The following is a 14,713-nucleotide window of genomic DNA, read 5'->3' on the forward strand; positions in this document are numbered from 1 at the left end:
CCGGATCAGCCGTAGCTGACCTCGACGATCTCGTACTCGCTGGTGCCGCCGGGCGCCTCGATGGTCACCACGTCGCCGGCATGCTTGCCGATCAGCGCGCGCGCCACCGGCGACGAGATGGCGATCATGCCCATCTTGATGTCGGCCTCGAGGTCACCCACGATCTGGTAGCGCTTCTCTGCGCCGCTGTCCTCGTCGGCCAGCAGCACGGTGGCGCCGAACACCACCTTGTCGCCCACCTTGAGCGTCGTGACGTCGATGACCTGCGCGTGCGAGAGCTCGCTCTCGAGCTGCTTGATGCGGCCCTCGATGAAGCCCTGCTGCTCGCGCGCGGCGTGGTACTCGGCGTTTTCCTTCAGGTCGCCGTGCGCACGCGCCTCGGCGATCGAATTGATGACGGCAGGCCGCTGGACGCTCTTCAGCTCTTCCAGCTCCGCGCGCAGACGCTGCGCACCCTGTGCCGTGATCGGAGGTCTCATGTCTTCTTCAACTCCTCGTGCAGTTCGTGCAGCGCCCACACCGGGCCGCTGCCGCGATATTCAAGAGAATGCAGCAAGGCCTTCGCACCGGCAATGGTGGTCGAGTAGGTCACCCGCTGCTGCAGCGCCTCGCGGCGGATCGAGAACGAGTCCGCGATCGCCTGGCGCCCTTCGGTCGTGTTGACGATGTAGGCGATGTCGCCGTTCTTGATCAGGTCGACGATGTGCGGCCGGCCTTCGGCGACCTTGTTGATCGACTCGCAGTCCAGGCCATGCTCGCGCAGCCAGTTGGCCGTGCCGGACGTCGCGACCAGAGAGAAGCCGCGGTCCAGCAGCGCACGCGCGACGGGCAGCACCCGCCGCTTGTCCGGGTCGCGCACCGAGACGAAGGCCTTGCCCGGCTCGGGCGCCCTGATCCCGGCCGCTTCCTGCGCGCGCGCGAACGCGGCGCCGAAGTCGTGGCCCACGCCCATCACCTCGCCGGTGGAGCGCATTTCCGGGCCCAGGATCGGATCCACGCCCTGGAACTTGGCGAAGGGAAAGATCGCTTCCTTGACCGAGTAGTAGCCGGGCACGACCTCTTCGGTCATGCCCTGGTCGGCCAGCGTGCGCCCGGCCATGCAGCGCGCCGCGATCTTGGCCAGCGGCACGCCGGTGGCCTTGGACACGAAGGGCACCGTGCGCGAGGCCCGCGGGTTGACCTCGAGCAGGAAGATCGTGTCCTGGCCGTCCTCGTCGGACTGCACCGCGAACTGGGTGTTCATCAGCCCGACCACGCCCAGTGCGCGCGCCATCGCGGTGACCTGCTCGCGCAACCGGGCCTTCGTGGCCGCGGACAACGAGTACGGCGGCAGCGAGCAGGACGAATCGCCGGAGTGCACGCCCGCCTCCTCGATGTGCTCCATCACCCCGCCGATCAGCACCTGGCCGTCGGCATCGGCGATCACGTCGATGTCCACTTCCACCGCGTTGTCCAGGAAGCGGTCGAGCAGCACCGGCGAGTCGTTGGACACCTTCACCGCCTCGCGCATGTAGCGCTCGAGGTCGGCATCGGCATGCACCACTTCCATGGCGCGGCCGCCAAGCACGTAACTCGGGCGCACCACCAGCGGATAGCCGATCTCGCGCGCCAGCACCAGCGCCTGCTCGGCGCTGCGCGCGGTGCGGTTGGGCGGCTGCTTCAGGCCGAGTTCGTCGACCAGGTGCTGGAAGCGCTCGCGGTCCTCGGCCAGGTCGATCGAGTCCGGCGACGTGCCGATGATCGGCACGCCGTTGGCTTCCAGGGCGCGCGCAAGCTTGAGCGGCGTCTGGCCACCGTAGTGCACGATCACGCCCTTCGGCTGCTCGAGCTCGACGATCTCCAGCACGTCCTCGAGCGTCACCGGTTCGAAGTACAGGCGGTCGGATGTGTCGAAATCGGTCGAGACGGTTTCCGGATTGCAGTTGACCATGATGGTCTCGTACCCGTCCTCGCGCAGGGCGAGGGCCGCGTGCACGCAGCAGTAGTCGAACTCGATGCCCTGGCCGATGCGGTTGGGGCCGCCGCCGAGCACGATGATCTTCTCGCGGTCGCTCGGCGCGGCCTCGCACTCTTCCTCGTAGGTCGAATACAGGTAGGCGGTGGTGGTTGCGAACTCGGCGGCGCAGGAATCCACGCGCTTGTACACGGGCTTGATGCCGAAGGCGCGGCGCAGGGCGCGCACGGCCTTCTCTTCCACGCCGACCAGCCGCGCCAGGCGGGCGTCGGAGAAGCCCATGCGCTTCATCGCGCGCAGGCGCGACGCGTCCAGCGCCTCCACGCCACCCGCCTCGACCTCGCGCTCGGCGGCCACGATGTCCTCGATCTGGTCGAGGAACCAGGGATCGATCCAGGACAGGCCGAACACCTCGTCCACGCTCATCCCGGCGCGGAAGGCGTCGGCGACGTGGAACAGGCGCTCCGGGCCGGGCTCGCGAAGTTCGCGGCGCAGCGCGGACTGGCCTTCTCCACTCTCCAGGTCAAGGCCGGTGGGATCCAGGCCGACCTTGCCGGTCTCGAGCCCGCGCAGCGCCTTCTGCAATGATTCCTGGAAGGTGCGACCCATGGCCATCACCTCGCCCACCGACTTCATCTGCGTGGTCAGGCGCGAATCCGCCTGCGGGAATTTCTCGAACGCGAAGCGCGGGATCTTGGTGACGACGTAGTCGATCGTCGGCTCGAACGAGGCCGGGGTCCTGCCGCCGGTGATCTCGTTCTTCAGCTCGTCGAGCGTATAGCCGACCGCCAGCTTGGCCGCGACCTTGGCGATCGGGAAGCCGGTGGCCTTCGACGCCAGTGCCGACGAGCGCGACACGCGCGGGTTCATCTCGATCACCACCACGCGCCCGGTCTCGGCGTTTATGCCGAACTGCACGTTGGAGCCACCGGTGTCGACGCCGATCTTGCGCAGCACGTCGATGGAGGCCTGGCGCAGGCGCTGGTACTCGCGGTCGGTGAGGGTCTGCGCCGGCGCGACGGTGATCGAGTCACCGGTGTGCACGCCCATCGCGTCGAGGTTCTCGATCGAGCAGACGATGATGCAGTTGTCCGCGGTGTCGCGGACCACCTCCATCTCGAACTCCTTCCAGCCGAGCACGGATTCCTCGACCAGCACCTCGTTGGTCGGCGACAGCTCGAGGCCGCGCTTGACGATCTCCTCGAACTCTTCCTTGTTGTAGGCGATGCCGCCGCCGCTGCCGCCAAGCGTGAAGCTGGGCCGGATGATGGTCGGATAGCCGACGGTCGCCTGGATCTCGACCGCCTGCTCGAACGTCTTCGCGACCGCCGCCTTCGGGCACTCCAGGCCGATCTCGCCCATGGCCACGCGGAACAGCTCGCGGTCCTCGGCCATCATGATGGCCTCGCGCCTGGCGCCGATCAGCTCGACGCCGTACTTCTCGAGCACGCCGTTGTCGGCAAGATCCAGCGCGCAGTTGAGCGCGGTCTGGCCGCCCATGGTCGGCAGCAGCGCGTCCGGGCGCTCCTTGGCGATGATTTTCTCGACCATCTGCCAGGTGATCGGCTCGATGTAGACCGCATCGGCCATCTCCGGGTCGGTCATGATCGTGGCCGGGTTGGAGTTCACCAGCACCACGCGGTAACCCTCCTCGCGCAGGGCCTTGCAGGCCTGGGCGCCGGAGTAGTCGAACTCGCAGGCCTGGCCGATGACGATGGGGCCGGCGCCGATGATGAGGATGGTCTTGAGGTCGGTGCGCCTGGGCATCAGTGCGCCTCCATCAGCGCGACGAATTGGTCGAAGAGCGGGGTCACGTCCTGCGGGCCGGGAGCGGCCTCGGGGTGTCCCTGGAAGCTGAAGGCCGGCGCGTCGGTGAGCGCGATGCCCTGGTTGCTGCCGTCGAACAGCGAGCGGTGGGTGACACGCACGTTGCCGGGCAACGTCGCCTCGTCGACCGCGAAGCCGTGGTTCTGCGAGGTGATCATCACCCTGCCCGATTCGAGGTCCTGCACCGGATGGTTGGCGCCGTGGTGGCCGTTGGCCATCTTCAGCGTCTTCGCGCCGACCGCCAGCGCCAGCAACTGGTGCCCCAGGCAGATGCCGAAGGTGGGCACCTTCGCGGCCAGCACGTCGCGGATGGCTTCGATCGCGTAGTCGCAGGGCTCGGGATCGCCGGGGCCGTTGGAGAGGAACACGCCGTCGGGCTTCAGCGCCAGCGCCTCGGCGGCGGTGGTGCGCGCCGGAACCACGGTCACGTGGCAGCCGCGGTCGGCGAGCATGCGCAGGATGTTGCGCTTCACGCCGTAGTCCCAGGCCACGACGCGGAAGCGCGGCGCCACCTTGCGGAAGGTGCCGGCATCAAGGTCGAGGCCGCCCTCGTTCCAGTCATAGCGGGCGTCGGTGCTGACCACGCCGGCCAGGTCCATGCCCTTGAGGCCGGGGAACTTGCGCGCGGCCTCGACGGCCTTGTCGATATCGATCTCGCCGGCCATCACCGCGCCATTCTGCGAACCGCGCGCGCGCAGCAGGCGGGTCAGGCGGCGGGTGTCGACGCCGGCGATCGCGACCACGCCGCGGTCGGCCAACCATTCCGGCAGCGCCGCGCGGCTGCGCCAGCTGCTGGGGCGGCGCGGGACGTCGCGTACCACCAGGCCTGCCGACCAGACCTGTCCGGACTCGTCGTCCTGGGCGGTGCAGCCGGTGTTGCCGATGTGGGGATAGGTCAGGGTGACGATCTGGCGCGCGTACGAGGGGTCGGTCAGGACCTCCTGGTAGCCGGTCATCGCCGTGTTGAACACGACTTCGCCGACCGAAAGGCCGGGCGCGCCTACGGAAACGCCTTCGAAGACGGTGCCGTCTTCAAGCGCGAGGATTGCGGGTGGGGTCACTGGCGGTCGCCTACGTGGGGTTGCAAGACACCGCCGGCCCGGCATCGGCCGGCCCGGAGGCAAGTGGTTCAGGCGAGCGGGAATGATACCGGCGCGGCCCCGCACGCGCCAGCACGGCGCACGCCGACGCTGAACGTCACGGCGCCTGCAGCAGGTCGCGCAGGCGCCAGGCGCCCGGCCCCATGGCCCGCAGGCGCGAGGCCGCGAGCAGGGCGCCGCGCGCGAACACGTCGCGACTGGTGGCGCGGTGGACCAGTTCGATTCGCTCGCCGGGGCCGGTGAACTGCACCAGGTGCTCGCCGACCACGTCGCCGGCGCGGAGGCTGGCATAGCGCGGCCCGGCTCCGGCCTGCTCTGCGGCGGCCCCGAGGGCCAGCGCGGTGCCCGAGGGGGCATCCTTCTTGTGCACGTGGTGGGTCTCCACGATGTCGCAGTCCCAGCCGGCCAGGGTGCCGGCGGCGCGCTCCACCAGCTCTTCCAGCACGGCCACGCCGAGGCTGAAGTTGGCCGCCCAGAGCACGGGGATGCCGGTCGCGGCGTCGGCCATCGCCTGCCGCTGTTCCCCGGACAGCCCGGTGGTGCCGGAGACCAGCGCCGCCCCGCGCTGCCGGCACAGGGCCAGCAGCGGATCGAAGCCCTCGGGCAGGCTGAAGTCGATGGCCACGTCGAACCGGGGAACGCCGGACAGCTCGCTCGTGGAGAATTGGGGCACGCCGTCGACCACGCGCTGCGGCGGCCGGCGCGAAACCGCCGCGACCACGGTGCAGCCGGCCGGCACGCCTTCTGCGCAAAGCCGCAGCAGCGCGCGGCCCATGCGGCCGCTGCCGCCGTGGATCAGGAACCTGACTGGATCGCCCATGCAGGCAAGGCTAGCGACGCGGCACGGCGCCGACAAGCACGTTCATGCGCATCACGCACTCGAACGCGCTCCGCATCCCGGCGTCAGGACGTCATCCGCTCCCAGAAGCCCTTCACGCCGTCGACGAAGGTGCTCGAGCGCGGTGAATGGCGGCGTGCGCCCTCGCCGGCAAACGTGGCCTCGAACTGGTCCAGCAGCTCGCGCTGCGCGGGAGTCAGGTTGACCGGCGTCTCCACCACGACCTTGCAGTACAGGTCGCCGGGGGCGCGACTGCGCACGGACTTCACGCCCTTGTCGCGCAGGCGGAAGACCTTGCCGGTCTGGGTCTCGGCCGGCACGCGGATCTCGGCCTCGCCACCCAGCGTCGGCACGCGCACGGTGTCGCCGAGCGCCGCCTGGGAAATGCGGATCGGGACCTCGCAGTGCAGGTCGTCGCCGTCGCGCTCGAAGATGTCGTGCGGACGCACGCGCACCTCGACATAGAGATCGCCGGGCTGGGTACCCGCGGGGCCGGCCTCGCCCTCGCCTGACAGGCGGATGCGGTCGCCACTGTCGACGCCGGCGGGCACCTTGACCGACAGCACCTTCTCCTCCTCCACGCGGCCGTTGCCGCGGCAGGCCGGGCACGGGCTCTTGTAGGTCTTGCCGCGGCCGTTGCACGACGGGCACGGCTGCTGCATCGAGAAGATGCCGCGCTGGAACCGGACCTGGCCGTGGCCCTGGCAGGTGTCGCAGGTCTCGAGCTGGCCGTCCTCGGAGCCGGTGCCATCGCAGGGCTCGCACTCCACCAGGGTCGGCAGCTCGATGCGGCGCTCGACGCCGGCGACGGCATCCTCCAGGTCGAGCTCCATGACGTAGCCGATGTCGGCGCCGCGACGCGGGCCGCGGGAGCCGCCGCCACCGAAGATGTTGCCGAAGATGTCGCCGAAGATGTCGCCCACGTCCGGGCCGCCGCCGAAACCGGGACCGGCGTTCCCGCCGCCCATGCCGTGCTCGAAGGCGGCGTGGCCGTGCTGGTCGTACATGCGGCGCTTGCCGCCGTCGGACAGCACCTCGTAAGCCTCCTTGCACTCCTTGAACGCAGCCTCGGCGGCGTGGTCGCCGGGGTTGCGGTCAGGGTGGTGCTTCATCGCGCAGCGGCGATAGGCCTTCTTCAGCTCGTCCTCGGTGGCGTTGCGGCCGACGCCGAGGACTTCGTAGTAATCGCGCTTGCTCATCGATCAGGTCCGTGCTGCCTGGTGGACCCATCGGTACGGGGTCCGGATACGCGGCGGGAACCGGAGTTCATCCGGTCCCCGCCACGGCGTGGCCATCGCGGCCATGGCCGCTCCCACATTCGAGTGGCCATTGCGGCCATGGCCGCTTCACTGGCTCAGGGGCGGTCAGGCCTTGCTGTCGTCGTCCTTGACCTCGGTGAACTCGGCGTCGACGACGTCGTCCGCCGCCTGGCCGGCGGGATCCTGGCCCGCATCGCCCTGCGCGTCGCCGCCCTGGCCGGCGGCACCGGCCGCGGCGAACAATGCCTGGGCCGCTTCCTCCAGCGCCTTGGTCCTGGCCTCGATCTGGCCCTTGTCGTCGCCCTTCATCGCGGTCTCGACGTCGGCGATGGCGGACTCCACGCGGCCGATCACGTCACCCGGCACCTTGTCGCCGTTGTCCTTGATCGCGCTGCGGGTGCCGTGCACCAGCGCATCGGCCTGGTTGCGCGCGCCGACCAGCTCGTGGAACTTCTTGTCGTCCTCGCGATGCGCCTCGGCGTCGGCGACCATCCGCTGGATCTCGTCATCCGACAGGCCCGAGCCGGCCTTGATCTCGACCTTCTGCTCCTTGCCGGTCTTCTTGTCCTTGGCGGTCACGTGCACGATGCCGTTGGCGTCGATGTCGAACGACACCTCGACCTGCGGCATGCCGCGCGGCGCGGCGTCGATGCCGCTGAGGTCGAACTTCGCCAGCGACTTGTTGTAGCGGGCCTGCTCGCGCTCGCCCTGCAGCACGTGCACGGTCACGGCCGACTGGTTGTCCTCGGCGGTGGAGAAGGTCTGCGAGGCCTTGGTCGGGATGGTGGTGTTCTTCTCGATGATCTTGGTGAACACGCCACCCAGGGTCTCGATGCCGAGCGACAGCGGAGTCACGTCCAGCAGCAGCACGTCCTTGACGTCGCCGGCCAGCACGCCGCCCTGCACCGCGGCGCCGATGGCGACCGCCTCGTCGGGGTTCACGTCCTTGCGCGGCTCCTTGCCGAAGAACTCGGCCACCGCAGCCTGCACCTTGGGCATGCGGGTCTGGCCGCCGACCAGGATCACGTCGTTGATGTCGCTGGCGCGCAGGCCGGCGTCGTTGAGCGCGGTGCGGCAGGGCTCGATCGTCTTCTTGACCAGGTCTTCGACCAGCGCCTCGAGCTTGGCCCGGGTCAGCTTGATGTTGAGGTGCTTCGGACCGGATGCGTCAGCGGTCACGTAAGGCAGGTTGACCTCGGTCTGCTGCGCGGTCGAGAGCTCGATCTTGGCGCGTTCGGCGGCGTCCTTCAGGCGCTGCAGGGCCAGCGGGTCCTTGCGCAGGTCGATGCCCTGGTCCTTGTTGAATTCCTCGACCAGGTAGTCGATGACGCGCTTGTCGAAGTCCTCGCCGCCGAGGAAGGTGTCGCCGTTGGTGGCCAGCACCTCGAACTGCTTCTCGCCGTCGACTTCGGCGATCTCGATGATCGACATGTCGAAGGTGCCGCCGCCGAGGTCGTACACGGCGATCTTGCGGTCGCCGCCGTCCTTGTCCAGGCCATAGGCCAGCGCGGCCGCGGTCGGCTCGTTGATGATGCGCTTGACGTCGAGGCCGGCGATGCGGCCGGCGTCCTTGGTCGCCTGGCGCTGCGAGTCGTTGAAGTAGGCCGGCACGGTGATGACGGCTTCGGTGACCTTCTCGCCCAGGTAGTCCTCGGCAGTCTTCTTCATCTTCTCGAGGATGCGCGCGGAGACTTCCTGCGCCGAGAGCTTCTTGCCGTCGCTGGTCTGCACCCAGGCGTCGCCGTTGTCGTGCTCGACGATGGCGTACGGCACCAGGCCAAGGTCCTTCTTGACCTCGGCATCGGTGAACTTGCGGCCGATCAGGCGCTTCACCGCATAGAAGGTGTTCTTGGGGTTGGTGACGGCCTGGCGCTTGGCGGACGCGCCGACCAGCACTTCGCCGTCCTTGGTGTAGGCGACGACCGACGGGGTGGTCCGGTCGCCTTCGCTGTTCTCGATGACGCGGGCCTTGCCGCCGTCCATGATCGCCACGCAGGAGTTGGTCGTGCCGAGATCGATGCCGATGATCTTTGCCATGGGAATATGCCTCTGTGTCTGGATTCGGGGGGCGGCGATGCCGCCGATGACTGCTATCTGGGGATGGGCCGCCGTGGCTTCAAGCGCCGGCGGCCATCCGGTGCGGCCTGCACTCAGTCGGCGCTGGATACCGCGACCAGGGCCGGGCGCAGCAGCTGCTCGTTGAGCCGGTAGCCCTTCTGGAACACCTGGGCCACCGCGCCGGCGTCGACGCCGTCGGCCTCGATCACGCTCATGGCCTGGTGCAGGTCCGGGTTGAATGCATCGTTCGCGGCCGGGGCGATCTCGTACAGGCCGTGGTTGCCGGTGACCCGCCGCAGCTCGCGCAGGGTCAGCTCGATGCCCTCGCGCAGGGGCCCGTTGCCCCCCGCCGCGGCCAGCGCCGCGTCCAGGCTGTCGAACACGGGCAGCAGGTCGCCAAGGATCTGCTTGTTGGCGAAGCGGCAGGCGTTCTGGACGTCGCGCTCCAGGCGGCGGCGCTGGTTCTCGAGATCGGCCCGGTCCACCAGGGACTGCGCGCGCACCTGTTCAAGCTCGGCGCGCAGGGATTCGATCACATCGTCCAGGGGAAGGTCTTCGGCGGGCGCCTCGGCGGCGTGGTCGGGCGTCGGTTCGGTGGTCATCGCTCTTCTTGGTCCGGAATGGCTCGGTCCGGAATCAGTGGGGATGGCGCGTCGGGATTCAAGGCGCCGCCGAGGACCTGGGCGGTGGCCTGGACCACCGGGATCACCCGCTCGTAGGCCATCCGGGTCGGCCCGATCACCCCGAGCACCCCCAGCACGCGGCCGTCGGCGCCGTAGGGAGCGGTCACCAGCGACATCCCGGCCATGGACGCGACCCCGGTCTCCTCGCCGAAGAACACGCGCACGCCCTGGGCCTTCACCGTGCGCTCGAGCAGCTGCAGGATCTCGCGCTTCTCGGCGAACGCCTCGAACAGCTCGCGCAGGCGGTCGAGGTCGGCAAGGTCCTGCAGGCCCAGCAGCCGCGCCTGACCGGCCACCACCATGTCCTCGCCATCGGGCACCAGCACCTGCCCGGCGATCTCGGTGGTCGCCCGCAGCAGGCCCTCCATTTCGCTGCGGGCGCCCTTCAGCTCGCGCAGCAGGGTCGCGCGGATGCCGGCCAGCGGCTGGCCGGCGAAGTGGGCGTTGAGGTAATTGGCCACCCGCTCCAGCTCCCCGGCGTCGTAGGCGCGGCGGGTCTGCACGATGCGGTTCTGCACCTCGTTGTCGGCGAAGACCACGATCGCCATCACCCGCTGCCCGTCCAGCGGCAGGAAATCGATCTGGCGGAAGGCGAACTGCTCGCGCCCCGGCACGCTGACCACGCCGACGAAGCGGGTCATCGCCGACACCAGCTCCGACGCGCTTCCCAGCAGCGACTGCGTGCCGCCACCCGTGGCCAGGCCACCGCGGAGGCGGTCGAATTCGGCTTCGCCCAGCGGGCTCAGCTGCAGCAGCGAATCCACGAACACCCGGTAGCCGCGCGCCGTGGGCACCCGCCCGGCCGAGGTGTGCGGCGCGGAAAGCAGGCCCACTTCCTCCAGGTCGGACAGGATGTTGCGCACCGTGGCCGCGCTCACGTCCAGCCCGGCGTGGCGGACCAGGGTCTGCGAACCGACCGGCTCGCCGTCGCGGATATGGCGTGCGATCAGGGTGCGCAACAGCTGGCGGGCACGCGGGTCGAGGGGATCGGAAGGGCGTCGGGACATGCCGCGGGTATACGTCCGACGGACGCTCGTCGCAAGCTGCGAGATTGGTCGATGGCAGGCTGCGCGTCTCCACGGCACAATTCGCGCACCATGCTCAAGCGCCTATCGATCAAGGATTTCGCCGTCGTCTCCGCCACCGAGCTCGAGTTCGGGCCGGGGCTGACCGTGGTCTCGGGCGAAACCGGCGCGGGCAAGTCGCTGATCGTCGATGCGCTGGGCTTCCTGTCCGGCCTGCGCGCCGACTCCGGCATGGTCAGCCACGGTGCCCAGCGCGCAGAGCTCAATGCCGAGTTCGACCTCGCCGATTCGCCGCTGGGCCTGGACTGGCTGCGCGAACAGGAGTTCGACGACGGCCAGGCCTGCCAGCTGCGGCGCACCCTGCGCGCAGACGGCGGCTCGCGCGCGTGGATCAACGGCCGCCCGGCGACGCTGTCGCAGCTGGCCGCCCTGGCGGCGCTGCTGGTCGAGATCCACGGCCAGCACGAACACCAGGCGCTGCTGTCGCGCGGCAGCCAGCTGGCGCTGCTCGACGCCTTCGGGCGCCACGAGGCCGAGCTGGCCGCGGTGGCCACGGCGGCGAGGGCCTGGTCATCGCTGCTGCAGGAGCGCGAGCGCCTGAACGCCGCGGGTGACGTCACCGATCGCATCGACTTCCTCGGCCACCAGCACGGCGAACTCGAGCGCGAGATGCTGGAGCCCGACGCGATCGCGGAGCTGGTCGCGGCCCACCGTCGCCAGGCCCACGGCACGGAGCTGGTGGAGGCCTGCGACATCGCACTTGAGCGCCTGGGCGGCGACGGCGACGCCCTGCCCGGCGCCGTGCAGCAGCTGCGCAGCCTGCTTGGCCGCATGCAGGCGCACGAGCCGCGCCTGGCCGGTGTCGATGCGATGCTCGAGGGCGCCGCCATCCAGCTCGACGAAGCCGCGGTGCTGCTTGACCGCGTCCGCGCCGACCTCGACATCGATCCCGAACAGTTGCAGGAGCAGGAGCGCCGCCTCGCCCGCCTGCACGAACTCTCGCGCAAGCACCGGGTCGCACCGGACGAGCTGGCCGCGCAGCGCGATGCGCTGGCCGCCGAGCTCGAATCCCTGGTCGGCTCCGCCGATCGCCTGGGCAGGCTGGAAGGCGAAATCGAGGCCGCCGCCGGCGCATGGCGCTCTGCCGCCGCGGACCTCGCCAGGGCCCGGGCCAAGGCGGCTTCCGCGCTGGGCGAGGCCACCACCACGCTGATCGCCGAGCTCGGCATGGGCGGCGGCCGCTTCGAAGTGGCGCTGGAGCCCACCGCCGGCGACGCACCGGACGCCCAGGGGTCCGAGCGCGCCGAATTCCTGGTCACCGCCAATGCCGGCCAGCCGCCGCGACCGCTGCGCAAGGTGGCCTCGGGCGGAGAACTGTCGCGCATCTCGCTGGCGATCGAAGTCGCGGCCCTGGGCCTGGACGCGGTCCAGACCATGGTCTTCGACGAAGTGGACTCGGGCATCGGCGGCAACGTGGCCGGCATTGTCGGCCGCAAGCTGCGCGACCTCGGCAGCCGTCGCCAGGTGCTGTGCGTGACCCACCTGCCGCAGGTCGCGGCCCAGGGCCACGCCCACTACCGCGTCAGCAAGGCCGAAAGCGCGGGCATGACCCAGAGCGCGGTGCGCCTGCTCGACGACGCCGGGCGCCAGGAGGAGCTGGCGCGGATGCTGGGCGGGATCGAGGTCAGCCGCGAGGCCCGGGCGGCGGCCAGGCGCCTGCTGCGCGAGGCCGGGGAAGCCGCCCTCGGCTGACGGGCCCCGCGCCGGTTGGACGGCCCGCTCAGCGCTTCTTGCGCACGTAGAGCACCAGCGAATGCTCTTCCAGGATGTACCCGTGCTTGTCGGCGACCTCGTGCTGCAGCGCCTCGATCTCCGGGCTCTCGAACTCGATGATCTTGCCGGTGTCGACATCGACCATGTGGTCGTGGTGGCCACCGCGGTCGATCTCGTAGACCGCGGTGCCGCCCTCGAAGTTGTGCTTGAGCACCAGGCCCGCGGCTTCGAACTGGGTGAGCACGCGGTAGACCGTGGCCAGGCCGATCTCGTCGCCGCCGTCCAGCAGCTGGCGGTAGATGTCCTCGGCGGACATGTGGTGGTGCGAGGTCTCCTGCTCGAGCAGCTGCAGGATGCGCATGCGCGGATGCGTGACCTTCAGCCCGGCCTTGCGCAGCTCGTTGGTTTCCATGCGTTTCCCGTTCATTGGCGATTGCAGCGCCAGCTGCCGTGGACCGGTCGCGGCGGCGCGGCGAGTGTATCATCGCCCCATGACCGTCCCGACCTGGCCACCGATGCGCAACCTGATCGTTCCCGTCCTCGCCGCCTGCCTCTGCGCGGGCTGCAGCTTCGTCTACAAGCAGCCCGTCTACCAGGGCAGCCTGGTCTCGCCCGCCAACGCCGCGCAGCTGCAGGCCGGGATGAACCGGCAGCAGGTGTCGGCGCTGCTGGGAACGCCCTCGATCCAGGATCCGTTCCACCACGACCGCTGGGATTACACCGCCACCGAACGCGTGGGCCGCGCCGGCAAGACCAAAGTGCACAACCTCGTGCTGTTCTTCGAAGGCGACTCGCTGCAGCGCTGGGAGGGTGACTACTTTCCCGACCGCGACAAGGAGCTGATCGGCAACGTGCGCCGCCAGTTCGGTCCCAACCTGCCGCGCCAGGACGCCAAGCGCCGCCGCTGAGGTCCGCGCGCGCTCAGCCTTTGGCCGCCCTCGCGGCGCGGCGGCGGCGCGCATCCTTGGGATCGACCACCAGCGGCCGCAGCAGCTCCACCCGGTCGCCGTCGCGCACCGGCGCGTCACCCGCCACCCTTACGCCGTACACCGCGTAGGCGTCGATGCCCTCCAGCGGCAGGCCGCTGGCCGCCACGGCGTCGGCGACAGACGCGGGCGCGGCCACGTCCACCACCACCGCGCGATGCGCGCGGGGCAGGGCCAGGACCACCTCCACACGCACCGTTCAGTTCCCCGCGTCGGCGACGCGCACGAAATCATCGACCATGCGGTCGGCCAGCCCCTGCAGCCCGAGCTTCAATGCCGGCAGCAGCAGGCGGCTGCGCGGTTCGAAGTCGAGCTGGAGCGTCACCTTGCACGCGGACTCGTCGAGCGCGTGGAACTCCCAGCGTCCCGCCAGCTTGCGGAACGGGCCGTCACGCAGCTCCATGTCGATGCGCTGCGGCGGGAGCAGCTTGTTCTCTGTGGTGAACCAGGTGCTGATGCCGCCGATGCCGAGTTCGAGCCGGGCCAGCATGCGCTTGTCATCGGCTTCCAGGACCTGCGCCCCGCTGCACCAGGCGAAGCGCCGCGGATATGCGGCAACGTCGTTGACCAGCGAGAACATCCTGGTCGCGGAGTGTTGCACCAGTGCGGTCCGTGTGATGGTGGGCATGGGGGGCGTGCATCCGTTCCTATCGCGCCCGGCGCCGTGGGACAATGGCGCGATGGGCAAGAGCGCAAAGGATAAGGGAAAGGCCAAGGCCGGGGGCACGATCGCGCTCAACAAGCGCGCGCGCCACGAATATCACCTGGGCGACCGATACGAAGCCGGGCTGGCACTGCAGGGCTGGGAACTGAAATCGATCCGCGCCGGCCGCGCCAACATCGGCGAGAGCTACGCCGTGGTCCGCGGCGGCGAACTGTTCCTGTTCGGCGCCCAGGTCACGCCGCTGATCCAGGCGTCGAGCCACGTGGTTGCCGACGAGCGCCGCACCCGCAAGCTGCTCCTGCACCGGCACGAGATCGACAAGCTGGTCGGCCTGGTGCAGCGCGACGGCTTCACCATCGTGCCCACGGCGCTGTACTGGAAGGCCAACAAGGTCAAGATCGAGCTCGCGCTGGCCAAGGGAAAGCAGTCGCACGACAAGCGCGACGCCGCCAAGGACCGCGACTGGCAGCGTGACAAGCAGCGCGCAATGCGCCGCCACAACCCGAACGCCTGACGCGCATCCGGCGCAGGCCGGGGACCGGCCCC

14 protein-coding genes are annotated in these 14,713 nt (G+C 69.8%); 3 read left to right on the forward strand and 11 right to left on the reverse strand.

Going from position 1 to position 14,713, the window contains the following annotated elements; genetic code table 11:
• Positions 1 to 5: 5 nt before the first annotated feature.
• The 8 genes from greA to hrcA all read right to left on the reverse strand — a co-directional run bounded on the left by greA (position 6) and on the right by hrcA (position 10,726).
• Entirely contained in the window at positions 6 to 479 is a 474-nt protein-coding gene (gene greA, locus WCE39_RS05395) for a transcription elongation factor GreA (RefSeq protein WP_343275663.1), read from the reverse strand.
• The gene (carB, locus tag WCE39_RS05400) at positions 476 to 3,721 is read right to left on the reverse strand and encodes a carbamoyl-phosphate synthase large subunit (RefSeq protein WP_343275664.1); all 3,246 of its coding nucleotides are present in this window, start codon (positions 3,719 to 3,721) and stop codon (positions 476 to 478) included. Before carB ends, greA begins: the two co-directional genes overlap by 4 nt.
• The gene (gene carA / locus WCE39_RS05405; protein WP_343275665.1) at positions 3,721 to 4,842 is read right to left on the reverse strand and encodes a glutamine-hydrolyzing carbamoyl-phosphate synthase small subunit; all 1,122 of its coding nucleotides are present in this window, start codon (positions 4,840 to 4,842) and stop codon (positions 3,721 to 3,723) included. The genes carB and carA overlap by 1 nt, the downstream gene beginning before the upstream one ends.
• Positions 4,843 to 4,978: 136 nt before the next feature.
• Positions 4,979 to 5,701, reverse strand: coding sequence for a 4-hydroxy-tetrahydrodipicolinate reductase (dapB, locus tag WCE39_RS05410; protein WP_343275666.1), 723 nt, complete (start codon positions 5,699 to 5,701; stop codon positions 4,979 to 4,981).
• Between the two features lie 83 nt (positions 5,702 to 5,784).
• A complete protein-coding gene (dnaJ, locus tag WCE39_RS05415; RefSeq protein ID WP_343275667.1) occupies positions 5,785 to 6,918 on the reverse strand; it encodes a molecular chaperone DnaJ in 1,134 nt (377 codons plus the stop codon).
• A 165-nt stretch (positions 6,919 to 7,083) separates the two neighbouring features.
• The gene (dnaK, locus tag WCE39_RS05420) at positions 7,084 to 9,015 is read right to left on the reverse strand and encodes a molecular chaperone DnaK (protein ID WP_343275668.1); all 1,932 of its coding nucleotides are present in this window, start codon (positions 9,013 to 9,015) and stop codon (positions 7,084 to 7,086) included.
• Positions 9,016 to 9,128: 113 nt separating this feature from the next.
• On the reverse strand, positions 9,129 to 9,638 hold the full coding sequence (gene grpE, locus WCE39_RS05425) for a nucleotide exchange factor GrpE (RefSeq protein WP_343275669.1): 510 nt from the start codon (positions 9,636 to 9,638) through the stop codon (positions 9,129 to 9,131).
• Complete coding sequence (gene hrcA / locus WCE39_RS05430; RefSeq protein WP_343275670.1) at positions 9,635 to 10,726, reverse strand: heat-inducible transcriptional repressor HrcA; 1,092 nt, start codon at positions 10,724 to 10,726, stop codon at positions 9,635 to 9,637. Before hrcA ends, grpE begins: the two co-directional genes overlap by 4 nt.
• Positions 10,727 to 10,816: 90 nt before the next feature.
• Between hrcA and recN the strand changes: the two genes are divergently transcribed.
• Positions 10,817 to 12,496, forward strand: coding sequence for a DNA repair protein RecN (recN, locus tag WCE39_RS05435; protein ID WP_343275671.1), 1,680 nt, complete (start codon positions 10,817 to 10,819; stop codon positions 12,494 to 12,496).
• Between the two features lie 28 nt (positions 12,497 to 12,524).
• Here recN and fur read toward each other — a convergent pair whose 3' ends face one another.
• Positions 12,525 to 12,929, reverse strand: coding sequence for a ferric iron uptake transcriptional regulator (fur, locus tag WCE39_RS05440; RefSeq protein ID WP_343275967.1), 405 nt, complete (start codon positions 12,927 to 12,929; stop codon positions 12,525 to 12,527).
• A gap of 103 nt (positions 12,930 to 13,032) precedes the next feature.
• Here fur and WCE39_RS05445 point away from each other — a divergent pair, with 103 nt between their 5' ends.
• The gene (locus WCE39_RS05445) at positions 13,033 to 13,425 is read left to right on the forward strand and encodes an outer membrane protein assembly factor BamE (protein WP_343275968.1); all 393 of its coding nucleotides are present in this window, start codon (positions 13,033 to 13,035) and stop codon (positions 13,423 to 13,425) included.
• A 13-nt stretch (positions 13,426 to 13,438) separates the two neighbouring features.
• Here the strand turns inward: WCE39_RS05445 and WCE39_RS05450 are convergent, their stop codons facing one another.
• The gene (locus tag WCE39_RS05450; RefSeq protein ID WP_343275672.1) at positions 13,439 to 13,699 is read right to left on the reverse strand and encodes an RnfH family protein; all 261 of its coding nucleotides are present in this window, start codon (positions 13,697 to 13,699) and stop codon (positions 13,439 to 13,441) included.
• Between the two features lie 3 nt (positions 13,700 to 13,702).
• Complete coding sequence (locus WCE39_RS05455; RefSeq protein ID WP_343275673.1) at positions 13,703 to 14,131, reverse strand: type II toxin-antitoxin system RatA family toxin; 429 nt, start codon at positions 14,129 to 14,131, stop codon at positions 13,703 to 13,705.
• Between the two features lie 52 nt (positions 14,132 to 14,183).
• On the opposite strand from WCE39_RS05455, the gene smpB reads away from it, so the two are divergent.
• Positions 14,184 to 14,681: an SsrA-binding protein SmpB gene (gene smpB / locus WCE39_RS05460; RefSeq protein WP_343275674.1), complete on the forward strand. Its 498-nt coding sequence runs from the start codon at positions 14,184 to 14,186 to the stop codon at positions 14,679 to 14,681.
• Positions 14,682 to 14,713 lie beyond the last annotated feature (32 nt).

Source organism: Luteimonas yanweni, assembly GCF_039548475.1.
In the GTDB taxonomy this organism is placed as follows: domain Bacteria; phylum Pseudomonadota; class Gammaproteobacteria; order Xanthomonadales; family Xanthomonadaceae; genus Luteimonas.

Bases quoted from the DNA above. Each gene is read 5' to 3' on its own strand.
- recN (WP_343275671.1), top strand. From the start codon at position 10,817: ATGCTCAAGCGCCTATCGATCAAGGATTTCGCCGTCGTCTCCGCCACC.
- WCE39_RS05445 (WP_343275968.1), top strand. From the start codon at position 13,033: ATGCGCAACCTGATCGTTCCCGTCCTCGCCGCCTGCCTCTGCGCGGGC.
- grpE (WP_343275669.1), bottom strand. From the start codon at position 9,638: ATGACCACCGAACCGACGCCCGACCACGCCGCCGAGGCGCCCGCCGAA.
- dapB (WP_343275666.1), bottom strand. From the start codon at position 5,701: ATGGGCGATCCAGTCAGGTTCCTGATCCACGGCGGCAGCGGCCGCATG.
- dnaJ (WP_343275667.1), bottom strand. From the start codon at position 6,918: ATGAGCAAGCGCGATTACTACGAAGTCCTCGGCGTCGGCCGCAACGCC.
- dnaK (WP_343275668.1), bottom strand. From the start codon at position 9,015: ATGGCAAAGATCATCGGCATCGATCTCGGCACGACCAACTCCTGCGTG.
- WCE39_RS05455 (WP_343275673.1), bottom strand. From the start codon at position 14,131: ATGCCCACCATCACACGGACCGCACTGGTGCAACACTCCGCGACCAGG.
- hrcA (WP_343275670.1), bottom strand. From the start codon at position 10,726: ATGTCCCGACGCCCTTCCGATCCCCTCGACCCGCGTGCCCGCCAGCTG.
- fur (WP_343275967.1), bottom strand. From the start codon at position 12,929: ATGGAAACCAACGAGCTGCGCAAGGCCGGGCTGAAGGTCACGCATCCG.
- greA (WP_343275663.1), bottom strand. From the start codon at position 479: ATGAGACCTCCGATCACGGCACAGGGTGCGCAGCGTCTGCGCGCGGAG.
- carB (WP_343275664.1), bottom strand. From the start codon at position 3,721: ATGCCCAGGCGCACCGACCTCAAGACCATCCTCATCATCGGCGCCGGC.
- smpB (WP_343275674.1), top strand. From the start codon at position 14,184: ATGGGCAAGAGCGCAAAGGATAAGGGAAAGGCCAAGGCCGGGGGCACG.